This is a genomic window from Kitasatospora sp. NPDC088134 (assembly GCF_044741705.1).
Taxonomy (GTDB): Bacteria; Actinomycetota; Actinomycetes; order Streptomycetales; family Streptomycetaceae; genus Kitasatospora.
In genome coordinates, this window is record NZ_JBIUTD010000022.1 from 95318 (window position 1) to 116470 (window position 21153).

Annotated in this window: 18 protein-coding genes and 1 pseudogene; 10 read left to right on the top strand and 9 right to left on the bottom strand. The window is 74.6% G+C overall.

Annotated elements, in window-relative coordinates; translation table 11 throughout:
• Window positions 1-105: 105 nt before the first annotated feature.
• Together ACIOHG_RS28110 and ACIOHG_RS28115 are read right to left on the bottom strand one after the other, a co-directional pair.
• Complete coding sequence (locus tag ACIOHG_RS28110) at window positions 106-930, bottom strand: purine-nucleoside phosphorylase (protein WP_400954541.1); 825 nt, start codon at window positions 928-930, stop codon at window positions 106-108.
• 138 nt (window positions 931-1068) lie between these two features.
• Window positions 1069-1506 carry a gamma-glutamylcyclotransferase gene (locus ACIOHG_RS28115; protein WP_400954542.1) on the bottom strand — a complete coding sequence of 146 codons (438 nt, stop codon included), beginning with the start codon at window positions 1504-1506 and terminating at the stop codon, window positions 1069-1071.
• 138 nt (window positions 1507-1644) lie between these two features.
• Between ACIOHG_RS28115 and ACIOHG_RS28120 the strand changes: the two genes are divergently transcribed.
• From ACIOHG_RS28120 to ACIOHG_RS28130, 3 genes are all read left to right on the top strand, one after another.
• A complete protein-coding gene (locus ACIOHG_RS28120; RefSeq protein ID WP_400954544.1) occupies window positions 1645-3099 on the top strand; it encodes an NAD(P)H-quinone dehydrogenase in 1455 nt (484 codons plus the stop codon).
• 265 nt (window positions 3100-3364) lie between these two features.
• Window positions 3365-4273: a DeoR/GlpR family DNA-binding transcription regulator gene (locus tag ACIOHG_RS28125; protein WP_400954592.1), complete on the top strand. Its 909-nt coding sequence runs from the start codon at window positions 3365-3367 to the stop codon at window positions 4271-4273.
• Window positions 4274-4382: 109 nt separating this feature from the next.
• Window positions 4383-5735, top strand: a complete 1353-nt coding sequence (locus ACIOHG_RS28130) for a condensation domain-containing protein (RefSeq protein WP_400954546.1) — start codon at window positions 4383-4385, stop codon at window positions 5733-5735.
• 54 nt (window positions 5736-5789) lie between these two features.
• On the opposite strand, the gene ACIOHG_RS28135 is transcribed toward ACIOHG_RS28130, so the two are convergent.
• Window positions 5790-7562, bottom strand: a complete 1773-nt coding sequence (locus ACIOHG_RS28135; RefSeq protein ID WP_400954548.1) for an acetyl/propionyl/methylcrotonyl-CoA carboxylase subunit alpha — start codon at window positions 7560-7562, stop codon at window positions 5790-5792.
• Between the two features lie 219 nt (window positions 7563-7781).
• Window positions 7782-8528 (bottom strand): hypothetical protein, encoded by a 747-nt coding sequence (locus ACIOHG_RS28140; protein ID WP_400954550.1) that lies wholly within the window; start codon window positions 8526-8528, stop codon window positions 7782-7784.
• 280 nt (window positions 8529-8808) lie between these two features.
• On the opposite strand from ACIOHG_RS28140, the gene ACIOHG_RS28145 reads away from it, so the two are divergent.
• Window positions 8809-9567, top strand: a complete 759-nt coding sequence (locus ACIOHG_RS28145) for an alpha/beta hydrolase family protein (protein ID WP_400954552.1) — start codon at window positions 8809-8811, stop codon at window positions 9565-9567.
• 7 nt (window positions 9568-9574) lie between these two features.
• Here the strand turns inward: ACIOHG_RS28145 and ACIOHG_RS28150 are convergent, their stop codons facing one another.
• Together ACIOHG_RS28150 and mmpB are read right to left on the bottom strand one after the other, a co-directional pair.
• Window positions 9575-10186 (bottom strand): nucleoside triphosphate pyrophosphatase, encoded by a 612-nt coding sequence (locus tag ACIOHG_RS28150; RefSeq protein ID WP_400954554.1) that lies wholly within the window; start codon window positions 10184-10186, stop codon window positions 9575-9577.
• Between the two features lie 30 nt (window positions 10187-10216).
• Window positions 10217-10342 (bottom strand): morphogenic membrane protein MmpB, encoded by a 126-nt coding sequence (gene mmpB / locus ACIOHG_RS28155; protein ID WP_400954556.1) that lies wholly within the window; start codon window positions 10340-10342, stop codon window positions 10217-10219.
• A gap of 254 nt (window positions 10343-10596) precedes the next feature.
• Here mmpB and ACIOHG_RS28160 point away from each other — a divergent pair, with 254 nt between their 5' ends.
• Complete coding sequence (locus ACIOHG_RS28160; protein WP_400954558.1) at window positions 10597-11034, top strand: DoxX family protein; 438 nt, start codon at window positions 10597-10599, stop codon at window positions 11032-11034.
• Between the two features lie 214 nt (window positions 11035-11248).
• Here ACIOHG_RS28160 and ACIOHG_RS28165 read toward each other — a convergent pair whose 3' ends face one another.
• Together ACIOHG_RS28165 and ACIOHG_RS28170 are read right to left on the bottom strand one after the other, a co-directional pair.
• On the bottom strand, window positions 11249-11449 hold the full coding sequence (locus tag ACIOHG_RS28165) for an acyl-CoA carboxylase subunit epsilon (protein ID WP_400954560.1): 201 nt from the start codon (window positions 11447-11449) through the stop codon (window positions 11249-11251).
• Between the two features lie 22 nt (window positions 11450-11471).
• On the bottom strand, window positions 11472-13061 hold the full coding sequence (locus ACIOHG_RS28170; RefSeq protein ID WP_400954562.1) for an acyl-CoA carboxylase subunit beta: 1590 nt from the start codon (window positions 13059-13061) through the stop codon (window positions 11472-11474).
• Window positions 13062-13274: 213 nt separating this feature from the next.
• Here ACIOHG_RS28170 and ACIOHG_RS28175 point away from each other — a divergent pair, with 213 nt between their 5' ends.
• The 3 genes and pseudogenes from ACIOHG_RS28175 to ACIOHG_RS28185 all read left to right on the top strand — a co-directional run.
• Complete coding sequence (locus tag ACIOHG_RS28175; protein WP_400954564.1) at window positions 13275-14171, top strand: biotin--[acetyl-CoA-carboxylase] ligase; 897 nt, start codon at window positions 13275-13277, stop codon at window positions 14169-14171.
• A gap of 193 nt (window positions 14172-14364) precedes the next feature.
• Window positions 14365-15435 carry an adenylate/guanylate cyclase domain-containing protein gene (locus ACIOHG_RS28180; protein WP_400954565.1) on the top strand — a complete coding sequence of 357 codons (1071 nt, stop codon included), beginning with the start codon at window positions 14365-14367 and terminating at the stop codon, window positions 15433-15435.
• Window positions 15436-15640: 205 nt separating this feature from the next.
• Window positions 15641-16765, top strand: a pseudogene (locus tag ACIOHG_RS28185) (diguanylate cyclase domain-containing protein); the annotation flags it as partial.
• Between the two features lie 818 nt (window positions 16766-17583).
• Here ACIOHG_RS28185 and fdhD read toward each other — a convergent pair.
• Window positions 17584-18399 (bottom strand): formate dehydrogenase accessory sulfurtransferase FdhD, encoded by an 816-nt coding sequence (gene fdhD / locus ACIOHG_RS28190; protein ID WP_400954567.1) that lies wholly within the window; start codon window positions 18397-18399, stop codon window positions 17584-17586.
• A 101-nt stretch (window positions 18400-18500) separates the two neighbouring features.
• Here fdhD and hutH point away from each other — a divergent pair, with 101 nt between their 5' ends.
• Both hutH and ACIOHG_RS28200 read left to right on the top strand, forming a co-directional pair.
• A complete protein-coding gene (hutH, locus tag ACIOHG_RS28195) occupies window positions 18501-20069 on the top strand; it encodes a histidine ammonia-lyase (RefSeq protein ID WP_400954568.1) in 1569 nt (522 codons plus the stop codon).
• 202 nt (window positions 20070-20271) lie between these two features.
• Window positions 20272-21144, top strand: coding sequence for a MurR/RpiR family transcriptional regulator (locus ACIOHG_RS28200; protein WP_400954569.1), 873 nt, complete (start codon window positions 20272-20274; stop codon window positions 21142-21144).
• Window positions 21145-21153 lie beyond the last annotated feature (9 nt).

Below are 21153 nucleotides of genomic sequence, written 5' to 3' on the forward strand. Positions count from 1 at the left end.
GTGCGCGGCAGGGGCGCGGGGCGTCCCGCTCGCGCGGGCCTCCCGCGCCCCTGATTCTCCGTCAGCGGTGCGCCGCGGCGGGGGAGTCCGGCCCCCGCCGGGGTGTCAGATCCGCTCCAGGACCTTCGCCAGCAGGGCGCCCATCCGCTCGGCGGACGCCTTGCCGGCCTCCAGCACCTCGGCGTGGTTGAGCGGCTCGCCGGTGATGCCCGCGGCCAGGTTGGTGACCAGCGAGATGCCCAGCACCTCGGCGCCGGCCTCGCGGGCGGCGATCGCCTCCAGGGTGGTCGACATGCCGACCAGCTCGCCGCCGATCACCCGGGCCATGTTGACCTCGGCCGGGGTCTCGTAGTGCGGGCCGCGGAACTGCACGTAGACCGCCTCGTCCAGGGAGGGGTCGACCTCGCGGCAGAGCGTGCGCAGCCGCTTGGAGTACAGGTCGGTGAGGTCGACGAAGTTGGCGCCGACGATCGGGGAGTCCGCGGTCAGGTTGATGTGGTCGCTGATCAGCACCGGCTGGCCGGGCACCCAGCCCTCGCGCAGGCCGCCGCAGCCGTTGGTGAGCACGATCGTCCCGCAGCCGGCCGCGGCGGCGGTGCGCACGCCGTGCACCACGGTGGCCACGCCGTGGCCCTCGTAGTAGTGGTTGCGGCCGAGGAAGACCAGGGCGCGGCGCTCGCCGGGAATCCGCACCGAGCGGATCGTGCCGGCGTGGCCGGCCACCGCGGGGGCGGGGAAGCCGGGCAGGTCGGTGACCGGGAACTCGGCCAGGGTCTCGCCGAGCGCGTCGGCGGCGGGCACCCAGCCGGAGCCCATCACCAGGGCGACGTCGTGGCGCTCGGCACCGGTGAGGTCGCGCAGCCGGGCGGCGGCGGCCCGGGCGGCGGCGTAGGGGTCGGCGGAGACGGCCGTCTGAGGAGATGCGTTCACGCCGTCGAGGATAGGTCACAGATGCCTACGCGCGTAGACAACGCGCCCGGGCCATGCCGGATCGTTACCCCGATTGGCCGAAACCACAGCCCGGAGCCGCCGCCCGGCCCGGCCGTTCGGCGGAACGCACGGGGGCGCTCAGCAGGGGCGGCGGCGCAGGTCCAGCACGTAGTCGTCGGGCGCGCCCGCGCTCTCCGCGGCGTCCGCGACCAGGCCCAGGTAGCGGGCGGCGGGCAGACCGCCCTCGTAGTCGTTCAGCACGTACGTCCAGACCGCGACCTCGCCGTCCAGGGTCTGCGCCCGCAGCTTCACCTTGCGGTAGATGCCGAGCTGCACGCCCTCCCAGCGGTCCAGGCCCTCCTCGTCCATCGGCGCCACGTCGTAGAGCGAGACGAAGACCTGCTCCTTCTCGTCCTCGACCACGGTGGCCAGCGAGCCCTCCCAGCCCAGGTGCTCCCCGCCGAAGGTCAGCCGCCAGCCGGGCAGCCAGCCGGTGCCGCGCAGCGGGGAGTGCGGGGCGCGCCGGGACATCTGCCGGGCGTCGAGGTTGGTGGCGTAGGCGGCGTAGAGCGACATGGCCGCCAGCCTACGGGAGCCGCCCGGCGGCCGAGGGCGCCCGCCCGCCCGCCGGACGGGGCGCGGAAGCGACGGGTCGGGTGGCGCGGGGTGAACAACGGCGGCCCCGGCGCGGAATCGGTTCCGGCGTGCGGGACAATGGGGCACGTGACTCGGATCGTGATCATCGGTGGCGGACCTGGCGGATACGAGGCGGCCCTCGTGGCCGCCCAGCTCGGCGCGGAGGTGACCGTCGTCGACCGCGACGGCCTGGGCGGATCGGCGGTGCTGACGGACTGCGTGCCGTCCAAGACGCTGATCGCCACCGCCGAGGTGATGACCACCTTCGACAGCTCCTACGAGGAGCTCGGCATCATCGTCGCCGACGACACCCCGCCGCTGGAGCAGGCGGCCCGGGTGGTCGGCGTCGACCTCGGCAAGGTGAACCGACGGGTGAAGCGGCTGGCGATCGCCCAGTCGCACGACATCACCCAGGCGGTCACCCGGGCCGGCGTCACGGTGCTGCGCGGCCGCGGCCGGCTGGGCTCGGGCGGGCAGGCCATCGACGGCTCCCGCGAGGTGCTGGTCGACCTCGCCGACGGCGGCACCGAGTCGCTGCGCGCCGACGCGGTGCTGCTGGCCACCGGCGTCCGTCCGCGCGAGCTGCCGGACGCCAAGCCGGACGGCGAGCGGATCCTGGCCTGGACGCAGGTCTACGACCTGGAGGAGCTGCCGCGCGAGCTGATCGTGGTCGGCTCCGGCGTCACCGGCGCCGAGTTCGCCGGCGCCTACCAGGCGCTCGGCTCGAACGTCACGCTGGTCTCCTCCCGCGACCGGGTGCTGCCGGGCGAGGACCCGGACGCCGCCGAGGTGCTGGAGGACGTGTTCCGCCGCCGCGGCATGAACGTGATGAGCCGCAGCCGGGCGGAGAGCGCCAAGCGGGTCGGCGACCGGGTCGAGGTCGCGCTGGCCGACGGCAAGGTGATCACCGGCACGCACTGCCTGATGGCGGTCGGCTCGCTCCCCAACACCGAGGAGCTGGGCCTGGAGGAGGCCGGCGTCGCGGTCAACGACTGGGGCCAGATCAAGGTGGACCGGGTCTCCCGCACCTCCGCCCCCGGCGTGTACGCGGCCGGCGACTGCACCGGCGTCTTCATGCTGGCCTCGGTGGCCGCCATGCAGGGCCGGATCGCCATGTACCACGCGCTCGGCGACGCGGTGCAGCCGCTGAACCTGAAGACCGTGGCGTCCAACGTGTTCACCGACCCGGAGATCGCCACCGTCGGCTACACCCACGCCGACGTCTCCTGCGGGAAGATGGACGCCGTCGAGGTCAAGCTCCCGCTGCGCGGCAACCCGCGGGCCAAGATGCAGGGCATCCGGGACGGCTTCGTGAAGCTGTTCGCCCGCCCCGGCACCGGCATCGTGGTCGGCGGCGTGGTGGTCGCCCCGCGGGCCTCCGAGCTGATCCACTCGATCTCGCTGGCCGTGGACAACAATCTGACGGTCGAACAGGTGGCCGGCGCGTTCACGGTCTACCCGTCGCTCTCCGGCTCCACCGCGGAGGCGGCCCGCCAGCTGCACATCCGCAAGCGGGAGAACGCCGCTTCCTGACCGTCCGCGCCCGCTTCCGGCCCGGCTCCTGCCCGGTTCCCCCCGCCGCCGTCCGGTCCTCCGCGCGGCGGCGCGCCGGTTCCCGGGCGGGAGCCGGGCGTGCGCCGCCGGCGTCACCCGGGTGGCGGAGCGCGCATTGTAGGGTCATGCGCCGTTCCGACGTGAGCAAATCCCGTTACCAGGTGCAAACGCCTGAAAGCAGACGGTCACTCGGGTTACCGTCGGTTCTGTGTTTGCAGCAGAACGTCGCCAGTTGATCCTTGAGATGGTGCGCGCCAACGGAGCCGTGTCGCTCCGAGAACTGGCCCGCGTCGTCCAGACCTCCGAAGTCACCGTCCGCCGGGACGTCCGGGCGCTGGAGGCCGAGGGGCTGCTCGACCGCCGCCACGGCGGCGCGGTGCTCCCCGGCGGCTTCAGCCGGGAGCCCGGCTATCCGCAGAAGACCCACCTCGCCGCCGTCGAGAAGAGCGCCATCGCCGACCTCGCCGCCAGTCTGGTCGAGGAGGGCGACGCCATCGTGGTCGGCGCCGGCACCACCACCCAGGAGCTGGCCCGCCGGCTGGCCCGGGTGCCGGGGCTGACGGTGGTCACCAACTCGCTGCTGGTCGCCCAGGCGCTGGCGCACGCCAACCGGGTCGAGGTGGTGATGACCGGCGGCACCCTGCGCGGCTCCAACTACGCCCTGGTGGGCAGCGGGGCCGAGCAGTCGCTGGCCGGGCTGCGGGTCACCAAGGCCTTCCTGTCCGGCAGCGGACTGACCGCCGAACGCGGCCTGTCCACCGCCAACATGCTCTCGGCCTCGGTCGACCGGGCGCTGGTGCAGGCCGCCAACGAGGTGATCGTGCTGGCCGACCACACCAAGCTCGGCGCGGACAGCATGTTCCAGACCGTCGCCACCGAGGCGATCACCCGGCTGGTCACCGACGAGCACGCCGCCGCCGAGGACCCGACCGCCCGGGAGCTGGACGCGCTCGCCGACTGCGGGGTGCGGATCGAGGTCGCCCGGCTGGGCCTGGCCGTCGACTCCGGCCCGGCGCACCAGCCGCCCGGCCCGCGCCGCCCGGCCCCGCCGCCCGGCCTGGCCGCCCCCGGCGCCCCGCTGCCCGGGCCGCGCCGCCCCGCCCCGCATCCCGGGCTGCCGCCCGCCGCCCGGCTGGCCGAGCGCATCCGCTGACCGCGGCACCCCCCGTCCCGCCCGCCCGGGGCGCCGCGGTGACCGGTTCCGGCAGCCCCGGCACCGGGCTCTGGCCGCCCCGGCAGCCCCGCTTGTAGCGTCTGGCCCCATGGACGCAGCGAGCGAAACACCCGACGGCAGAACCGAATTGACGGTGCGTGGGGCCCGTGGCGGACGCGGCCCCGCGACCTGGGGCCAGCGCGCCATCCACTCCGCCCTGGTCGCGCTCGGCCCCGAGGCCCACCGCTACAACGTCCGGCTGGCCGCCCCCGTCGAACCCGGCCTGCCGCTGGACCAGGTGCGGCGCGCCTTCACCGACCTGCTGCACCTGCACGAGGCGCTGCGCACCCGGCTGCTGGTCGAGGACGGCGAACTGGTCCAGGTGCTCGACCCGGACGGCGCGCTCCCGGTCGGGCTGCTGCACCGCGACACGCCCGAGCAGGCCGCCGAGGCCGCCGCCGAACTGCTCGCCGCCTACGCCGCCGTCCCGTTCGACCCCGCCGACGGCTGGCCGGTCCGGCTCGGCCTGGTGCTGGTCGACGGCCTGGTCCGGCAGGCCGTCCTGGTGCTCTCGCACACCGCCGCGGACGGCTGGGGGATGCGCCGGCTGGTCCGCGACCTGGTGCTGCTGGCCACCGGCACCACCCTCGAACAGCTGCGCGCCGCCCGGGGGTTCGCCCAGCCGCTGGACGAGGCCGCCGAGCAGTGCTCGCCGCGCGGCCGCCGCCGGGACGCCGCCGCCCGCCGGCACTGGCGGGACAAGCTCCGCACCGGCCCGCGCACCCTGCTGCCGCCCCCGCCCGCCGACGCCGACCCCGAACGGCGGTTCCCGCTCGCGGTGCTCCGCTCCCCGGAGCTGGTCGCCGCGCTCCCCGCGGCCGCCGCCCGGCTGCGCACCAGCGACGCCACCGTGCTGCTGGCCGCCGCCGCCACCCGGCTCGGGCTGCTGGCCGGGCGGCGCGAGCTCCTGTTCCAGGTGGTGGTCGGCAACCGGTTCACCGAGCAGGCCGCCGAGGCCGTCACCACGCTCGCCCAGGAGGGCCTGTTCCACCTCCCGGAACTCGCCGGGGAGTTCGCCGAGACGGTCCGCCGCTGCCAGGGCCCGGCGCTCAGCGCCTACCGCCACTCCGGTTACGACAAGCCGCAGTTGGCGGCCGAGCTGGCCGAACTGCGGTCGAGCGGTGTCGAGTTGGCCGACCACTCGGTGTTCTGGAACGACACCCGGGACCCGCTGGCCGCCGCGATGCCCGACGGCTCCGCCGAACCGCCCGCCGTGCGGCGCGAGTTGACCTTCCCCGACACCTTCCCGCTGCGCCCCGGGGTGAGCGTTGCGGTCGACGTGGTGGCGGTGCCCGGCGCGATCGAGCTGCTGATGGTCGCCGACAGCGCCCTGCTGGACCGCGAGCGGATGGCCCAGTTCCTGTGCGGGGTCGAGGAGTTGGTGCTCGAAGCGGCCCGCTGAACGCCGAAGGGGCGGGCCGGGTCCACGGACCCGGCCCGCCCCTTCGGACCGGACTCAGACGTCCTTGATCTCGCAGAGCGCGGCGCCGCTGGAGACCGAGGCGCCGACCTCGGCCTTGAGGCCGGTGACGGTGCCGGCCTTGTGGGCGTTGAGGGGCTGCTCCATCTTCATCGCCTCCAGGACGACGATCAGCTCGCCCTCGGCGACGACCTGGCCCTCCTCGACGGCGACCTTGACGATGGTGCCCTGCATCGGCGAGGCCAGCGTGTCGCCGGACGCGGCGGCGGAGGCCTTCTTGGCGCCGACCCGGCGCTTGGCCTTGCCCGCGCCGGCGGCGGCCGGGGCCGAGGCGACGCCCAGCGAGGAGGGCAGCGAGACCTCGATCCGCTTGCCGCCGACCTCGACCACCACGGTCTCCCGGCCCTCGGGCTCGTCGCCGTCGCCGCCCGCGCCGGTGAAGGCGGGGATGGTGTTGTTGAACTCGGTCTCGATCCACCGGGTGAAGACCTGGAACGGCGCGTCCGAGCCGTGCACCTCGGGGGCGAAGGCGGGGTCGGTGACGACGGCCTGGTGGAAGGGGATGGCGGTGGCCATGCCCTCGACCTTGAACTCCTCCAGGGCGCGGTGGGCGCGCTGGAGGGCCTGCTTGCGGTCGGTGCCGGTGACGATGAGCTTGGCGAGCAGGGAGTCCCAGGCGGGGCCGATCACGGAGCCGGACTCGACGCCCGCGTCCAGCCGCACGCCGGGTCCCGAGGGCGGGGCGAAGAGGGTGACGGTGCCGGGGGCGGGCAGGAAGTTGCGGCCCGGGTCCTCGCCGTTGATCCGGAACTCGATGGAGTGGCCGCGGACCTCGGGGTCGTCGTAGCCCAGCGGCTCGCCGTCGGCGATGCGGAACATCTCGCGGACCAGGTCGAGGCCGGTGACCTCCTCGGAGACGGGGTGCTCGACCTGCAGGCGGGTGTTGACCTCCAGGAAGGAGATCAGGCCGTCCTGGGAGACCAGGAACTCGCAGGTCCCGGCGCCGACGTAGCCGGCCTCGCGCAGGATCGCCTTCGAGGCCCGGTACAGCTCGGCGTTCTGCTCGGGCGTGAGGAACGGCGCGGGGGCCTCCTCGACGAGCTTCTGGTGGCGGCGCTGCAGCGAGCAGTCGCGGGTGGAGACGACCACGACGTTGCCGTGGGTGTCGGCCAGGCACTGGGTCTCCACGTGGCGGGGCTTGTCGAGGTACTGCTCGACGAAGCACTCCCCGCGCCCGAACGCCGCCACCGCCTCGCGGACCGCCGAGTCGTACAGCTCGGGGATCTCCTCCAGGGTGCGGGCGACCTTCAGGCCGCGCCCGCCGCCGCCGTAGGCGGCCTTGATCGCCACCGGCAGGCCGTGCTCGGCGGCGAACGCCACCACCTCCTGCGCCCCGGTGACCGGCTCGGGCGTGCCCGCCACCAGCGGCGCGCCGGCCCGCTGGGCCACGTGCCGGGCGGTGACCTTGTCGCCCAGGTCCCGGATCGCCTGCGGCGGCGGGCCGATCCAGGTCAGACCCGCGTCCAGGACGGCCTGCGCGAAGTCGGCGTTCTCCGACAGGAAGCCGTAGCCCGGGTGGACGGCGTCCGCCCCCGAGTCCGCCGCGGCCTTCAGCACCTTCGCGATGTCGAGGTAACTCGTCGCGGGGGTGTCGCCGCCCAGCGCGTACGCCTCGTCGGCCGCCCGCACATGCAACGCGTCCCGGTCCGGCTCCGCGTACACCGCAACACTGCCGATCCCCGCGTCCCGACACGCCCGGGCAACACGAACAGCGATCTCCCCGCGATTGGCGATGAGCACCTTGCGCACAGTGGCTCCCTTCTCGAACCCCGTCGAGTCTATGGATTGGAGGGCGCTACCGGCGAGTAGTCCCTGGTGGTGAGCGTGCTCACACGCTCGGTGTCCGGACTCCCGTACGGGTGGCCGCCGTTGACGGCGCGCCGCAGGCCGGGAGGCCGGACCGATCTTCCCCCGGCCCGCTGGGGCGGCCGTGGAGAGCGGGTGGCCTTCGCCACACGGAGGCTGGGCTCAGGCCGCCACCGGTTCCGGACGGGCCGTCGCCGCGGCCGTCAGGTCGGCCTCGAACTCGACCACGTCCGGCCCGTACGCGTCGGTGTTCACCACCCGCAGCACCACCGCGAAGGCGCCGTCCGAGCCGTGCCGGCGGGCCAGCGCCCGGTGGTGGGCGGCCAGGTAGCGCACCGCCGCGTGGTTGGAGACCGAGGTCTGGCCGGCGATCAGGAACACCGGCCGGCTGCCGGGCCTGAGGTGCAGCCGGGCCAGCAGCACGTACGAACTCCCGCCGGACTCCCCGTCCGGGTGCCCGAACTCGCGCTCCCCGACCCGCAGGGACGGCGCCGGGCCGGCCGACCCGGCGGGCGGCGGGACGAACGACACCCCGGGCAGCCAGGACGCCAGGTGGGCCGCGGTGCGCAGGTTGCTGGCCGGGCCGCCCACGCAGAACTCGGTCTTGTCGCCCAGGCCCTGGCGGACCTGGTCGTGCCCGGTCAGGGTGGCCCGGGCGCCGCAGCCCCGGACCAGGGCGGCCAGCTCCATCAGGGCGTACACGTCGTTGCGCGAGACGCTCTTGGAGCTCGGCGACGCCGGGTGCTGGTTGACCACCAGCAGTGCCTCGCCGTCGCCCGGCAGGCCGAAGAAGGCGCGCTCCCGCTCCAGTCGGCGGCGCCGGCGGAGCGTCTGGGCCAGCCAGCCCAGGCCGGCGCTGATCGCCGAAGCGATCAGTCCCAGCACGACGTTGAGCACACCATCGGTCATCTTCCGCTCCCCGTCGCCCCTTTCCGGTCCGGCTGCGCCAGCCTAACGGCGGCCCGCCCGGACCGGGGGTGGAACAGGGCAACAGATGTGCGGGCCCGGTTCTGTCCGTTTCCGCACCCGCGATCCGGAATCCGTGCCACCGGTCCGTCCGGGACCGCCCGGATCCGTCCGGGTCCGTTCGTGGCCATAACGCAATGGTTCAGACCATTGACCATGATCGGGGCGGTCCCTAGCGTCACAGCCGTCATCGGCACCACTCCGCACGATTCACGGGGGAAACGTGAAACGTTCAGCGCTGCCGGTCGCGCTCGCCGCGGCCGTCCTGCTCCTCACTGCCTGCACCTCCGGCTCCGGCGGCACCGCCGCGAAGACCACCGCCGCGGCCGCCCCGACCCCGAAGACCTACGGCTGCCTCACCAAGGACCAGGCCGCCAAGGGCTCCTTCACCCTCGACGCCGGCACCACCGGCGGCACCGACCTGGACGCCTACTACCGGGACTCCGACGCGGGGAACGCCAAGGTCGGCGTGGTCTTCTCGCACCAGCTGCAGGGCTCGCTCTGCGAATGGGCCCCGGTCCTCGACGACTTCACCAGGGCCGGCTACGCGGTGCTCGCCTTCACCTCCGAGGGCGACGTCACCGAAGGCATCAAGGCCGCCGCCACCTATTACCAGGGCAAGGGCGTCGGCGCGCTCGCCCTGGTCGGCGCCTCCAAGGGCGCGGCCGCCTCGCTGGTCGCCGCCCGGCTCGACAACCCGCTGCCGGTGAAGGCCGTGGTCTCGCTCTCCTCGCCCGAGGCGTACGGCCAGTACAACCCGGCGGTCGCGGTCCGGACGGTGAAGACCCCCTGCTACTTCGCCGCCGAGGAGTTCGACCCCCCGTTCAACGCCGCCGCCAAGGCGCTGTACGAGGCCTCGGCCGCCGAGGACAAGCAGCTGAAGATCTACCCCGGCGGCAACCACGGCGCCCCGCTGCTCAAGGACGGCGCGCTGCCCGACGTGCTGGCCTACCTGGCGAAGCACGCCCCCGCGGCGGGCTGACGGGCCGTCAGGCCCACAGGTCGGTGATGCGCACGTCCAGCTCGGCGAGCAGCGTGCGCAGCAGCGGCAGCGACAGCCCGATCACGTTGCCGGGGTCGCCGTCGATCCCCGTCACGAACGGTGCCGAACGGCCGTCCAGGGTGAACGCCCCGGCCACGTGCAGCGGTTCGCCGGAGGCGACGTAGGCGGCGACCTCGGCGTCGTCCGGCGTGCCGAACCGGACGGTGGTGGACGCGGTGGCGCTCGCCCGCCGCCCGGTCGCGGTGTCGATCACGCAGTGGCCGGTCCGCAGCACGCCCTCCCGGCCGCGCATCGCCTGCCAGCGGGCCACCGCCTCCGCCGCGTCGGCCGGCTTGCCCAGCGCGCGGCCGTCCAGCTCCAGCACCGAGTCGCAGCCGATCACCAGCGGCGGCTCGCCCGGCTCGGCGGCCAGCTCCCCGGCCACCTTCGCGGCCTTCGCCACGGCCAGCACCAGCGCCAGCTCGCCCGGCGTCGGCGCGGACAGCGCGTCCTCGTCCACCCCGCTCACCCGCACCAGCGGGTCCAGGCCCGCCTGCCGCAGCAGGCCCAGCCGGGCGGGGGAGGCGGACGCGAGAACCAGCGGGCGGCGAGCGGTCATGCCCCCAGCCTAGCCGCCCCCGTCCCGCCGCTACCCCAGTACCAGGACCACCCCCAGCAGGGCCGTCAGCGCGAGGAGCAGTGCCGTCCGGCGCAGCCTGCGCTGCACCGCACGGGCCTCGGGCGAGGGTTCGTCGCGGGGGTCCGACCAGAGCATCCCCCCACCCTGCAACGGCGGGGCCGGACGGCGCTTGAGTATCCGTACTCAAGCGCGGTGCGCCGGAGTTGGTTCGGGTGCCCGCTTGACGCGGAGCCGTCGAATCCCTGCAATGGAGCAACCAACTTGTCGGGTTCATGATCGACGGCGTGCGGGCCGCGACCACCCTCGAACCCGACCGACCGGCACACCCAGGTCAGGGCACGCACAGCACCGAACCACCCCACTGGTCCCGGCTGAGGAGAAGCCCACCCATGTCGTCGTCGATCGTCACCACCGCGAGAACCACCACCGCCGCGGTCCGCCCCCACCTCGTCGCGCTCCACCGCGCCGTCGTCGGCCTGCTCTTCGCCTGCCACGGCGCCGCCTCCCTGTTCGGCGTCCTCGGCGGCGCGTACGGCGGCGGCACCCTCAAGGCCGGCACCTGGCCCGGCTGGTACGCGGCCGTCATCCAACTCGTCTGCGGCGGCCTCGTCCTGCTCGGCCTCGGCACCCGCGGAGCCGCGCTGCTCGCCTCCGGCTCGATGGCCTACGCCTACTTCACCGTCCACCAGGAGAACGCGCTCTTCCCCCTCCAGAACGGCGGCGAAGCCTCCGTCCTCTTCTGCTGGGCCTTCCTCCTGATCGCCGTCCTGGGCCCGGGCAGCTTCGCCCTGGACGGCGTCCTCTTCGGCAGATCGCAGAGCTCTTAGGCAGACGAGGTATTCAGGGGCCCGGGGAACGGCGGGGCCGAGGGGCGATGCGCCGGAACCCATCGGGGCGCTACGGGGCGTCGGCCGAGGACCTCCGGCCCGAAACGGGGTGGCGCTTCGCGGCCCGTCGGTCACCCGCCCCTCGGCACCGCCGTTCCCCGGGCCCCTGGAGCTTCGCTCCCGCGAAGCCCCGCGGGCCCGGGAGACGCGGTCGCTACCGGGGCCAGAGGCTGGTGCGCCACGCGTGCGGGCCCGGGGGCGGGACGGGGCGCGGGGTGCGGGTGGTCCAGGCGGTGGCCGGGCCGCGGGCGGGGCCGGTCGCGGCCCGGGTCGCGGCCCGGGAATGGACCACCGCCAGGACGGTGGCCAGCTCCTCGGGGGTCGGCTGCCCGTGCAGCACCTGAATGGGCGTCATGGTGCGGAGCTCCCTTCGGGGGTCAGAGCGGGATGTTGCCGTGCTTCTTCGGCGGCAGCGCCTCCCGCTTGCCGCGCAGCGCCCGCAGGCCGCGGACGATGTGCCGACGGGTCTCGCTGGGCGCGATGACGGCGTCGACGTAGCCGCGCTCGGCGGCGAGGTACGGGTTGAGCAGGGTGTCCTCGTAGGAGGCGAGGAGCTCGGCGCGCCGCTCCTCGCCGCGCCCCTCCGCCTCGGCGGCGGCGAGCTCGCGGCGGTGCAGGATGTTGACCGCGCCCTGCGCGCCCATCACGGCGATCTGCGCGGTCGGCCAGGCCAGGTTGAGGTCGGCGCCGAGGTGCTTGGAGCCCATCACGTCGTACGCGCCGCCGAACGCCTTGCGGGTGATCACGGTGATCAGCGGCACGGTGGCCTCGGCGTAGGCGAAGATCAGCTTGGCGCCGCGCCGGATGATGCCGTCCCACTCCTGGCCGGTGCCGGGCAGGAAGCCGGGGACGTCGACGAAGGTCAGCACCGGGATGTTGAAGGCGTCGCAGGTGCGGACGAAGCGGGCGGCCTTCTCGCTGGCGGCGATGTCCAGGCAGCCGGCCAGGTCCATCGGCTGGTTGCCGACCACGCCGACCGGGTGGCCCTCGACCCGGCCGAAGCCGATCACGATGTTGCCCGCGTACAGCGGCTGGACCTCCAGGAAGTCGCCGTCGTCCAGCACGTGCTCGATCACCCGGCGGATGTCGTACGGCTGGTTCGCCGAGTCCGGGACGATCGAGTCGAGTTCGAGGTCCTCGGCGGTGATCGTCAGGTCGGCCTGCTCGGGGTAGGCCGGCGGGTCGGAGAGGTTGTTGGAGGGCAGGTACGAGAGCAGGCTCTTGACGTACTCGACGGCCTCCTTCTCGTCGGCGGCCAGGTAGTGCGCGTTGCCGGACTTGGTGTTGTGGGTGCGGGCGCCGCCCAGCTCCTCCATGTCGACGGTCTCGCCGGTGACGGTCTTGATCACGTCGGGGCCGGTGATGAACATGTGCGAGGTCTTGTCGGCCATCACCACGAAGTCGGTGACGGCGGGGGAGTAGACCGCGCCGCCCGCGCACGGGCCCATGATCAGCGAGATCTGCGGGATCACGCCGGAGGCGTGCACGTTGCGGCGGAAGATCTCGCCGTACAGGCCGAGCGAGACCACGCCCTCCTGGATCCGCGCGCCGCCGGAGTCGTTGATGCCGATCATCGGGCAGCCGGTCTTCAGCGCGAAGTCCATCACCTTGACGATCTTCTCGCCGAACACCTCGCCGAGCGAGCCGCCGAACACCGTGAAGTCCTGGGCGAACACCGCGACCTGGCGGCCGTCCACGGTGCCGTAGCCGGTGATCACGCCGTCGCCGTACGGGCGGTTCTTCTCCTGGCCGAAGTTGGTGGAGCGGTGCCGGGCGAACTCGTCGAACTCCACGAAGGAGTCCTCGTCGAGCAGTTCGAGGATCCGCTCACGGGCCGTCAGCTTGCCCTTGGCGTGCTGCTTCTCGACCGCCGCGGCCGAGCCGGAGTGCACCGCCTCGTCGATCCGCCGGCGCAGGTCGGCGAGCTTCCCGGCAGTGGTGTGCGCGTCCTGCGGTGCCTCGGTCATTCCGGTGGCTCTCCCTGCGTCCTCTGCCGCCGGCCCGGGACGTGAGGGTTGCTGGGCAGGGCGGCGCTGCGGTCTACCGTTGAGTAGCGTAGCCAGCGCGGAGCGCTCCGCGGCTATGGCCATCGACACATCGTGCCACTGCCCGTTCTGCGGGACGATGAAGCGGCCTGCGGGTACGCTCCGGCGTTCCGCGCGCCGTTCTAGGCTGGCCCGGTGACGACACCCGACAGCCCCCGTCCCCGCCGCTCCGGCCTGCGCGGCTTCGGCCACGACGGCCCCTCCCCGTGGACCGACCTGGACCGGCCGCCGCTGGACGAACGGGCGCTGCGGCTCGACCTGCTGCGCCCCGGGTCGCTCTGGACCTCACTCGATGTGGTGAGCGGGACCGGCTCCACCAACTCCGACCTGGCCGCCCGGGCGAAGGACGGCGCGCCCGAGGGCGCGGTGCTGGTCGCCGAGTCGCAGAGCTCCGGCCGGGGCCGGCTGGACCGCCGGTGGTCCGCGCCGCCGCGCTCCGGGCTGTTCCTGTCGGTGCTGCTGCGCCCGCAGGGCGTGCCGGTGGAGCGCTACGGCTGGCTGCCGATCCTGGTCGGCACCGCGGTCTCCGCCACCCTCGACCGGATCGCCGGGGTGCGCACCGGCCTGAAGTGGCCCAACGACCTGCAGGCCGAGATCGACGGCCGGGAGCGCAAGCTCGGCGGCATCCTCACCGAGCTCTCCGGCGGCGCCGTGGTGGCCGGCCTCGGCCTGAACGTCTCGCTCCGGGAGGACGAACTCCCCGTCCCCACCGCGGCCTCGCTGCTGCTGGCCGGCGCCGAGGTCACCGACCGGGCCACCCTGCTGCGGGCGCTGCTGCGCGAGTTCGCCGAACTGTACGGCGAGTGGACGGCCGCCGCGGGCGACCCGCACGCCAGCGGCCTGCTGCCCGCGTACACCGCCCGCTGCACCACCCTGAACCGGCCGGTGAAGGTCCAACTCCCGGGCGACCGCGAGCTGCTGGGGCAGGCCGTGGCGGTGGACGGCGACGGCCGGCTGGTGGTGCGCACCCCCGACGGCGCCCGGCACCCCGTCGCGGCCGGCGACGTGGTGCACGTCCGCCCGCAGGACTGACGGCCGGCCCCCGCGGTCTCAACGGGCGGGACCGGCGGACCGGCTGCCGGGTGGATGCCCCGGATTACGCGATTCCGTGCGAACATTCCACCTGGCAGCGGTGTGAGGCTCGCCACTACCCTCGCGGTGGTCGCGCGCCGCAGACCTCCAGGACGGCAGAAGACGAGTGCGGCGACCGCACGGGGACGGACCGGTGACAGACAACGGCGGCGCCACGACGGGCTCCGGGCACGGCGCGACGGACGACGGGAGCACCGTCTCGGCCGACCTGGAGCGGCTCATCCTCGACGCCCCGCGCAAGTACACCCCCTACCAGGCGGCGCGCGCCGCCGAGGTCCCGATGGAGCTCGCCACCCGGTTCTGGCGCGCCATGGGCTTCCCCGACATCGGCCAGTCCCGGGCCCTCACCGACAACGACGTGATCGCGCTGCGCCGGCTGGCCGGCCTGATCGAGTCCGGGCTGCTCAGCGAGCCGATGGCGATCCAGGTCGCCCGCTCCACCGGCCAGACCACCTCGCGGCTGGCCGGCTGGCAGATGGACACCTTCCTCGACAATCTGACCCAGCCCGTCGAGCCCGGCATGACCCGCTCCGACGTCGCCTACCCGCTGGTCGAACTGCTGCTGCCCGAACTGGAGCAGTTCCTGGTGTACGTGTGGCGCCGCCAACTCGCCGCCGTCACCGGCCGGGTGGTCGCCGCCGCCGAGGACCACGAGGTCACCTCCGGCCGGCTCGCCGTCGCCTTCGCCGACCTGGTCGGCTTCACCCGGCTCTCCCGTCGGCTGGAGGAGGAGGAACTCGGCTCGCTGGTCGAGGGCTTCGAGAACACCTGCTCCGACCTGATCGCCGGTCAGGGCGGACGGGTCGTCAAGACCCTCGGCGACGAGATCCTGTTCGTCTCCGAGGACCCGGCCACCGTCGCCGAGATCGCCCTCTCGCTGGTCGAGACGCTCGCCAAGGAGGACAACATGCCCGCCCTCCGGGTCGGCATGGCTTTCGGCACCGTCACCTCGCGGATGGGCGACGTCTTCGGCACCACCGTCAACCTGGCCTCCCGGCTCACCTCGATCGCCCCCAAGGACGCCGTCCTGGTCGACGGCGAACTCGCCGCGGCCCTCGAACAGCTCGGCACCGCGGGCCTCCCCGAGACCGCGCCCGACCCGGCCCACCGCTTCCACCTCCAGCCGATGTGGCGCCGCCCGGTCCGCGGCCTCGGCCTGGTCGAGCCCTGGCTGCTCACCCGCACCCCCACCACCGCCCCGTAATCCCCAGCACCGCCCCGTAGCCTCCCAGCACCGCCCGTAACACCGCGCTTCGGCCGAAAACCGGGTGGATCGGCCTAGGCTGGGTGAAAGGCCACGGGCAGGAGGACGGCGAGCGGTGAGTGAGGCGACCATGACCGAGCAGGCCGCGTTCGAGGCGGCGGCGCCGGACCTGCGCCTGCAGGCGGTGGTGGAGCTCGCCCAGGCCATGGCCGGGGCGATGACCCCGCTGGAGGCGGTGGGCGCCGCCGCGGCCCGGGCCACCCGCGCCCTCGGGGCGACGATGGCGGCCGTCTCGGTCTGGGACCGCGAGTCCGGCCGACTGCGGGTGCTGGTCAACCACGGCGAGCTGTCCCCCGGCGAGGAGGAGCTGCCCGAGGACGAGTCCTACCCCGTCGCGGACTTCCCCGAGATCCTCAGCTACCTGGAGGAGCACTGGACCACCGGCCGGCTGCCCCGCGCCTGGGTCCAGACCGCCGAGGACCCAGGCCCGCACACCGGCCACCAGCACCCCGGCGCCGGCGCGTTCTGCCGCCAGCGGGCGGCCGGCCTGCGCCGCCGCGGCCGGGGCTGCTGCCTGGTCGCCCCGATCGTGCTGCACGGCCAGGCCTGGGGCGAGCTGTACCTCGCCCGCGGCATCGGCATGCCGGTCTTCGACGCCGCCGACGCCGACTACGCCACCCTGCTCGCCGCCCAGATCTCGGCCGGCCTGGCCCAGACCGAACGCGTCGCCGACCTGCGCCGCCTCGCCTTCACCGACGCCCTGACCGGCCTCGCCAACCGCCGCTCCGTCGACGCCCGCCTCGACGCCGCGCTCAAGTCCCACACCCGGGACGGCGCCGTGGTCTCCCTGGTGGTCTGCGACGTCAACGGCCTCAAACGGGTCAACGACCAGCTCGGCCACGAGATGGGCGACCGGCTGCTCGAACGCTTCGCCCACCAGCTCTCGCTGTCCGCCGCCAAGCTCCCCGGCAGCCTGGCCGCCCGGCTCGGCGGCGACGAGTTCTGCCTGCTCGCCGAGGGCCAGTCCGCCGACGAGGTGGTCGCCGTCGCCGAGGAACTCTGCGCCCGCGCGCTGGAACTGACGGACGGTGAGGGCGTCGCCTGCGGCGTCGCCTCCACCGGCGACCCGATCGGCCCCGTCACCACCCCCGACCGGCTGCTCCGGCTCGCCGACGCCGCCCAGTACCGGGCCAAGGCCTCCCGCGCCGCCCACCCCGTGGTGGCCGGCCGCAGCCACGGCCCAGGCTGGGCGCCCGACCCGACCGTGCTGCTCGCGGACACCGCCGACACCGGCGACCCGCAGCGCCGCCGGCCGGCCGGCGGCCGCTCCAACGGGGACCGGCGGCGGATCCGCGGCGCCGCGCACAGCGCCGACCCCGGGCAGCTCCTCGCCGCCGTCCTCGCCGCCCTCGACCAGGGCGGCCTCCAGGGCTCCGCCACCCACCCCGCCGACACCCTCGGGCGGCTCGCCGTCGTCGCCGAGAGCGCCTCCCGGCTGCTCGACGCCGTCGGCTGGTGGATCTCCTACGTCCCGCCCGGCTCGCACCTGATGCGCACCAGCCGGCACGCCGTCTACCGGATGACCGGCGGCCCCGCGAGCGCCCGCGCGCAGACCCAGCGGGCCCAGATCGAGGCCCCCGACGCGGTCTTCGACCTCCGCCACTACCCCCTCACCGGGCGCGCCGTCACCGGCGGCTCCTTCGCCCTCCGGGTCGGCACACCCGGCAACGACGCCGCCGAGGAAGCCGTCATGGTCGTCTCCGGCTACCGCGCCATGGTCGCCGCCGGCGGAGCCAACGCCGCCGGCGGCTGGCTCCTCGAACTCTTCGCCGACGAATCCACCCTCCCCCTCGGCCAGATCGCCCCGGCCCTCCGCACCCTCGTCGCCGTGGCCCTCTCCGGCCCCTGCTCGCCGCCGCCGGCCTAGGCACAACTTTTCGGCAGACGCAGGGGAACACATCAGGGGCCCGGGGAACGGCGGAGCCGAGGGGCGATGCGCTGGGACACAGTGGGGCGCAACGGGGCTTTCGCCAAAGACCTTCGACCCGAAACGGGGTGGCGCCCAGCGGCCCGTCGGTCACCAGCCCCTCGGCGCCGCCGTTCCCCGGGCCCCTGGAGCTTCGCTCCCAGCGGGCCCAGGACGGAGCGTCAGGAGATCCGGTCCGGGCGGGTGTAGACGTTCGCGGTGCGGTCGCGGAGGAAGCCGATCAAGGTGAGGCCCAGTTCTTCGGCGAGGTCGACGGCGAGGGAGGAGGGGGCGGAGACGGCGGCGAGCAGGGGGAGGCCGGCCAGGGCGGCTTTCTGGGTGAGTTCGAAGGAGGCCCGGCCGGAGACCAGGAGGAGGTGGCCGGTGAGCGGGAGGAGGCCTTCGCGGAGGGCCCAGCCGACCACCTTGTCGACCGCGTTGTGCCGGCCGACGTCCTCGCGGACGCACAGCAGCGTCCCGTCCGCGGCGAACAGCCCGGCCGCGTGCAGGCCGCCGGTGCTGTCGAACGCCCGTTGCGCGGCGCGCAGCCGCTCGGGGAGTTCGTACAGCGTCCCGGCCGGGACGGTGAGCGGGTCGGTGGAGACGTCCCAGCGGGAGCGGGTGCGGACGGCGTCGACGGTGTCGCGGCCGCAGAGGCCGCACGCGCTGGTGGTGAGCAGGTTGCGGTGGGCGGAGAGCGCGGGCCGGGCGCCGCGGACGGTGGCGTCGACCACGTTGTAGGTGTTGGCGCCGTCCGCGTCGGTGCCCGCGCAGTAGCGGAGGGCGGCCAGCTCCTCGGTGGCGCCGACCAGCCCCTCGCCGACCAGGAACCCGGCGACCAGGTCGAAGTCGTGGCCGGGGGTGCGCATGGTGACGGTCAGCGCCTCGCCGCCGATCCGGATCTCCAGCGGCTCCTCGGCGGCGAGGCTGTCGGGCCGCGCCGTCCGTTCGTCCCCGCGCAGCCGCACCACTCGTCGTCGTTCCGTCGCCCGTGCCATGGGTGTCGCACCTCCGTGGGCCAGTCAACCACCGGCGGCCGGTCCGGAACGGTTGCCACCCTTGCTTGTCACATCTCCATTCACCTGATCTGATTGTGCATATGGATATGCACAGTGTCGTCGTCCAGGTCGGCAAGGCCGACGTCAGCGCCGAGGACGTCCTCGCCGTCGCCCGCGGCGGGGCCCGGGTGGAGATCGGGCCGGACGCGCTCGCCGAGATGGCCGCGGCCCGGGCCCGGATCGACGCCCTCGCCGCCGAGCCCCGCCCGGTGTACGGCGTGTCGACCGGCTTCGGCGCGCTGGCGGTGCGCCACATCAGCCCCGAGCTGCGGGCCCAGCTGCAGCGCTCGCTGGTGCGCTCGCACGCCGCCGGCATGGGCCCGGTGGTGGAGACCGAGGTGGTCCGGGCACTGGTGTTCCTGCGGATGAAGACGCTGGCCTCCGGCCGGACGGGCGTCCGCCCGCTGGTCGCCGAGACGATGGCCGCCCTGCTGAACGCCGGGATCACCCCGGTGGTGCGGGAGTTCGGCTCGCTCGGCTGCTCCGGCGACCTCGCGCCGCTCTCGCACTGCGCGCTGGTGCTGATGGGCGAGGGCACCGCGTTCGGCCCGGACGGGGTGGAGAAGCCCGCCGCCGAGCTGCTGGCCGCCGCCGGCATCGAGCCGGTCGAGCTGCTGGAGAAGGAGGGCCTGGCCCTCATCAACGGCACCGACGGCATGCTCGGCATGCTGGTGATGGCCCTCGCCGACCTGGCCCGGCTCTACACCACCGCCGACATCACCGCCGCGATGAGCCTGGAGGCGCTGCTCGGCACCGACAAGGTGCTCGCCCCCGAGCTGCACGGCCCGATCCGCCCGCACCCCGGCCAGGCCGCCGCCGCCGCCAACATGCTCGCGGTGCTGCGCGGCTCCGGCCTGACCGGCCACCACCAGGACGACGCGCCGCGGGTCCAGGACGCGTACTCGATCCGCTGCGCCCCGCAGGTGGCCGGCGCCGGCCGGGACACCCTGGCGCACGCCCGTCTGGTCGCCGACCGCGAGCTGGCCGCGTCCGTGGACAACCCGGTGGTGCTGCCGGACGGCCGGGTCGAGTCGAACGGCAACTTCCACGGCGCCCCGGTCGGGTACGTGCTGGACTTCCTGGCGATCGCCGCCGCCGACCTGGCCTCGATCTCCGAGCGGCGCACCGACCGGCTGCTCGACAAGGCCCGCTCGCACGGCCTGCCCGCGTTCCTCGCCGACGACCCGGGCGTGGACTCCGGCCTGATGATCGCCCAGTACACCCAGGCCGCGCTGGTCAGCGAGAACAAGCGGCTCGCGGTGCCCGCCTCGGTGGACTCCATCCCGTCCTCGGCGATGCAGGAGGACCACGTCTCGATGGGCTGGTCCGCGGCCCGCAAGCTGCGCCAGTCGGTGGCCAACCTGGGCCGGGTGCTGGCGGTGGAACTCGTCGCCTCCGCCCGGGCGTTGGAGATCCGGGAGCAGGCCGCCGAGCAGACCGGCGTGCTCGCCCCGGCCACCGCCGCCGCGGTCGCCGCCGCCCGCGCGGCCGGCGTCGAGGGCCCCGGCCGGGACCGCTTCCTCTCCCCGGACCTGGAGGCCGCCGCCGCCCTGGTCGCCTCCGGCGCCCTGGTCGAGGCCGTCGAGCGGGTCACCGGCCCGCTCGCCTGAGCCCCCTGCCGGGACGGGCGGGCGCACCCACCGGACCGGCCGGGCCCGGCCGTTCGGCAGCAGCCGGACGGGCGGACCCGCGCTCCGGACCCGCCCGTCCCGGCAGGCGATACTCGATTGCCGGGCCGCCGGGGCTGCGCCACAGTCGTCCCACCGTCGAAGCCATCGGCGAACGCCCCACCGAAGCCCGGAGGTACCGCAGATGACCGCCCTGGACGAGACCGGCACGGCCGCCGGGCCCTCCGCCCGGTTGCTCCAGCTCTTCGAGGGCCACCGGCTGACGCCGACCCAGCGGCGGATCGCCCACGCGCTGGTCCGGCACGCCACCGAGGCGCCGTTCCTGTCCAGCGTCGAGGTGGCCGAACTCGCCGGGGTCAGCCAGCCGTCCGTGACGCGCTTCGCGGTCGCGCTCGGCTACGACGGCTACCCGGCGCTGCGCAAGCAGCTGCGCGAGCTCGGGGTGGGGGAGGCCGCCGTCCCCGAGAGCCACCACGAGGTGGTGCGCAACGAGCACCAGCAGGCCGTGCTCGCCGAGATCGAGCACCTGCGGCACCTCGCCGAACTGCTCGCCGACCCGGCGCCGATCGTCCGGGCCGCCCGCGTCCTGGCCGCCTCCCGCCCGCTGCCGGTGCTCGGTCTGCGGGCGGCGTCCGCGCAGGCCCGCGGCTTCGCGTACTTCGCCGGCAAGGTGCACCCCGACGTCCGGCTGCTCGACGAGGGCGGCTCGATGCTCACCGACCGGCTGGAGCAGGTCGCCGCCGCCGGGGCCAGTGCGCTGCTCTGCTTCGCGCTGCCGCGCTACCCGCGCGAGCTGATGGACGCGCTCGCGGTGGCCCGCGAGTGCGGGCTGACGGTGCTGACCGTCGCCGACTCGGCGTTCGCGCCGGTCGCCAAGCTCTCCGACGTGCTGCTGCCCGCCGCCGTCGGCACCGGGCTGGTCTTCGACACCGCGTGCGCGCCGATGATGCTCGGCCGGGTCCTGCTGCAGACCATGTGCGACGAGATCCCGGGCGCGGAGGCCCGGCTGGAGGCGATCGAGCAGTCCGCGACGGCCCGTCAACTGTTCTTGGAATGACACCCGTTG

Bases quoted from the DNA above. Each gene is read 5' to 3' on its own strand.
- ACIOHG_RS28115 (WP_400954542.1), bottom strand. From the start codon at position 1,506: ATGTCGCTCTACGCCGCCTACGCCACCAACCTCGACGCCCGGCAGATG.
- ACIOHG_RS28120 (WP_400954544.1), top strand. From the start codon at position 1,645: ATGGGGCACGTGACTCGGATCGTGATCATCGGTGGCGGACCTGGCGGA.
- ACIOHG_RS28125 (WP_400954592.1), top strand. From the start codon at position 3,365: ATGGTGCGCGCCAACGGAGCCGTGTCGCTCCGAGAACTGGCCCGCGTC.
- ACIOHG_RS28130 (WP_400954546.1), top strand. From the start codon at position 4,383: ATGGACGCAGCGAGCGAAACACCCGACGGCAGAACCGAATTGACGGTG.
- ACIOHG_RS28140 (WP_400954550.1), bottom strand. From the start codon at position 8,528: ATGACCGATGGTGTGCTCAACGTCGTGCTGGGACTGATCGCTTCGGCG.
- ACIOHG_RS28150 (WP_400954554.1), bottom strand. From the start codon at position 10,186: ATGACCGCTCGCCGCCCGCTGGTTCTCGCGTCCGCCTCCCCCGCCCGG.
- mmpB (WP_400954556.1), bottom strand. From the start codon at position 10,342: ATGCTCTGGTCGGACCCCCGCGACGAACCCTCGCCCGAGGCCCGTGCG.
- ACIOHG_RS28160 (WP_400954558.1), top strand. From the start codon at position 10,597: ATGTCGTCGTCGATCGTCACCACCGCGAGAACCACCACCGCCGCGGTC.
- ACIOHG_RS28165 (WP_400954560.1), bottom strand. From the start codon at position 11,449: ATGACGCCCATTCAGGTGCTGCACGGGCAGCCGACCCCCGAGGAGCTG.
- ACIOHG_RS28170 (WP_400954562.1), bottom strand. From the start codon at position 13,061: ATGACCGAGGCACCGCAGGACGCGCACACCACTGCCGGGAAGCTCGCC.
- fdhD (WP_400954567.1), bottom strand. From the start codon at position 18,399: ATGGCACGGGCGACGGAACGACGACGAGTGGTGCGGCTGCGCGGGGAC.
- hutH (WP_400954568.1), top strand. From the start codon at position 18,501: ATGGATATGCACAGTGTCGTCGTCCAGGTCGGCAAGGCCGACGTCAGC.
- ACIOHG_RS28200 (WP_400954569.1), top strand. From the start codon at position 20,272: ATGACCGCCCTGGACGAGACCGGCACGGCCGCCGGGCCCTCCGCCCGG.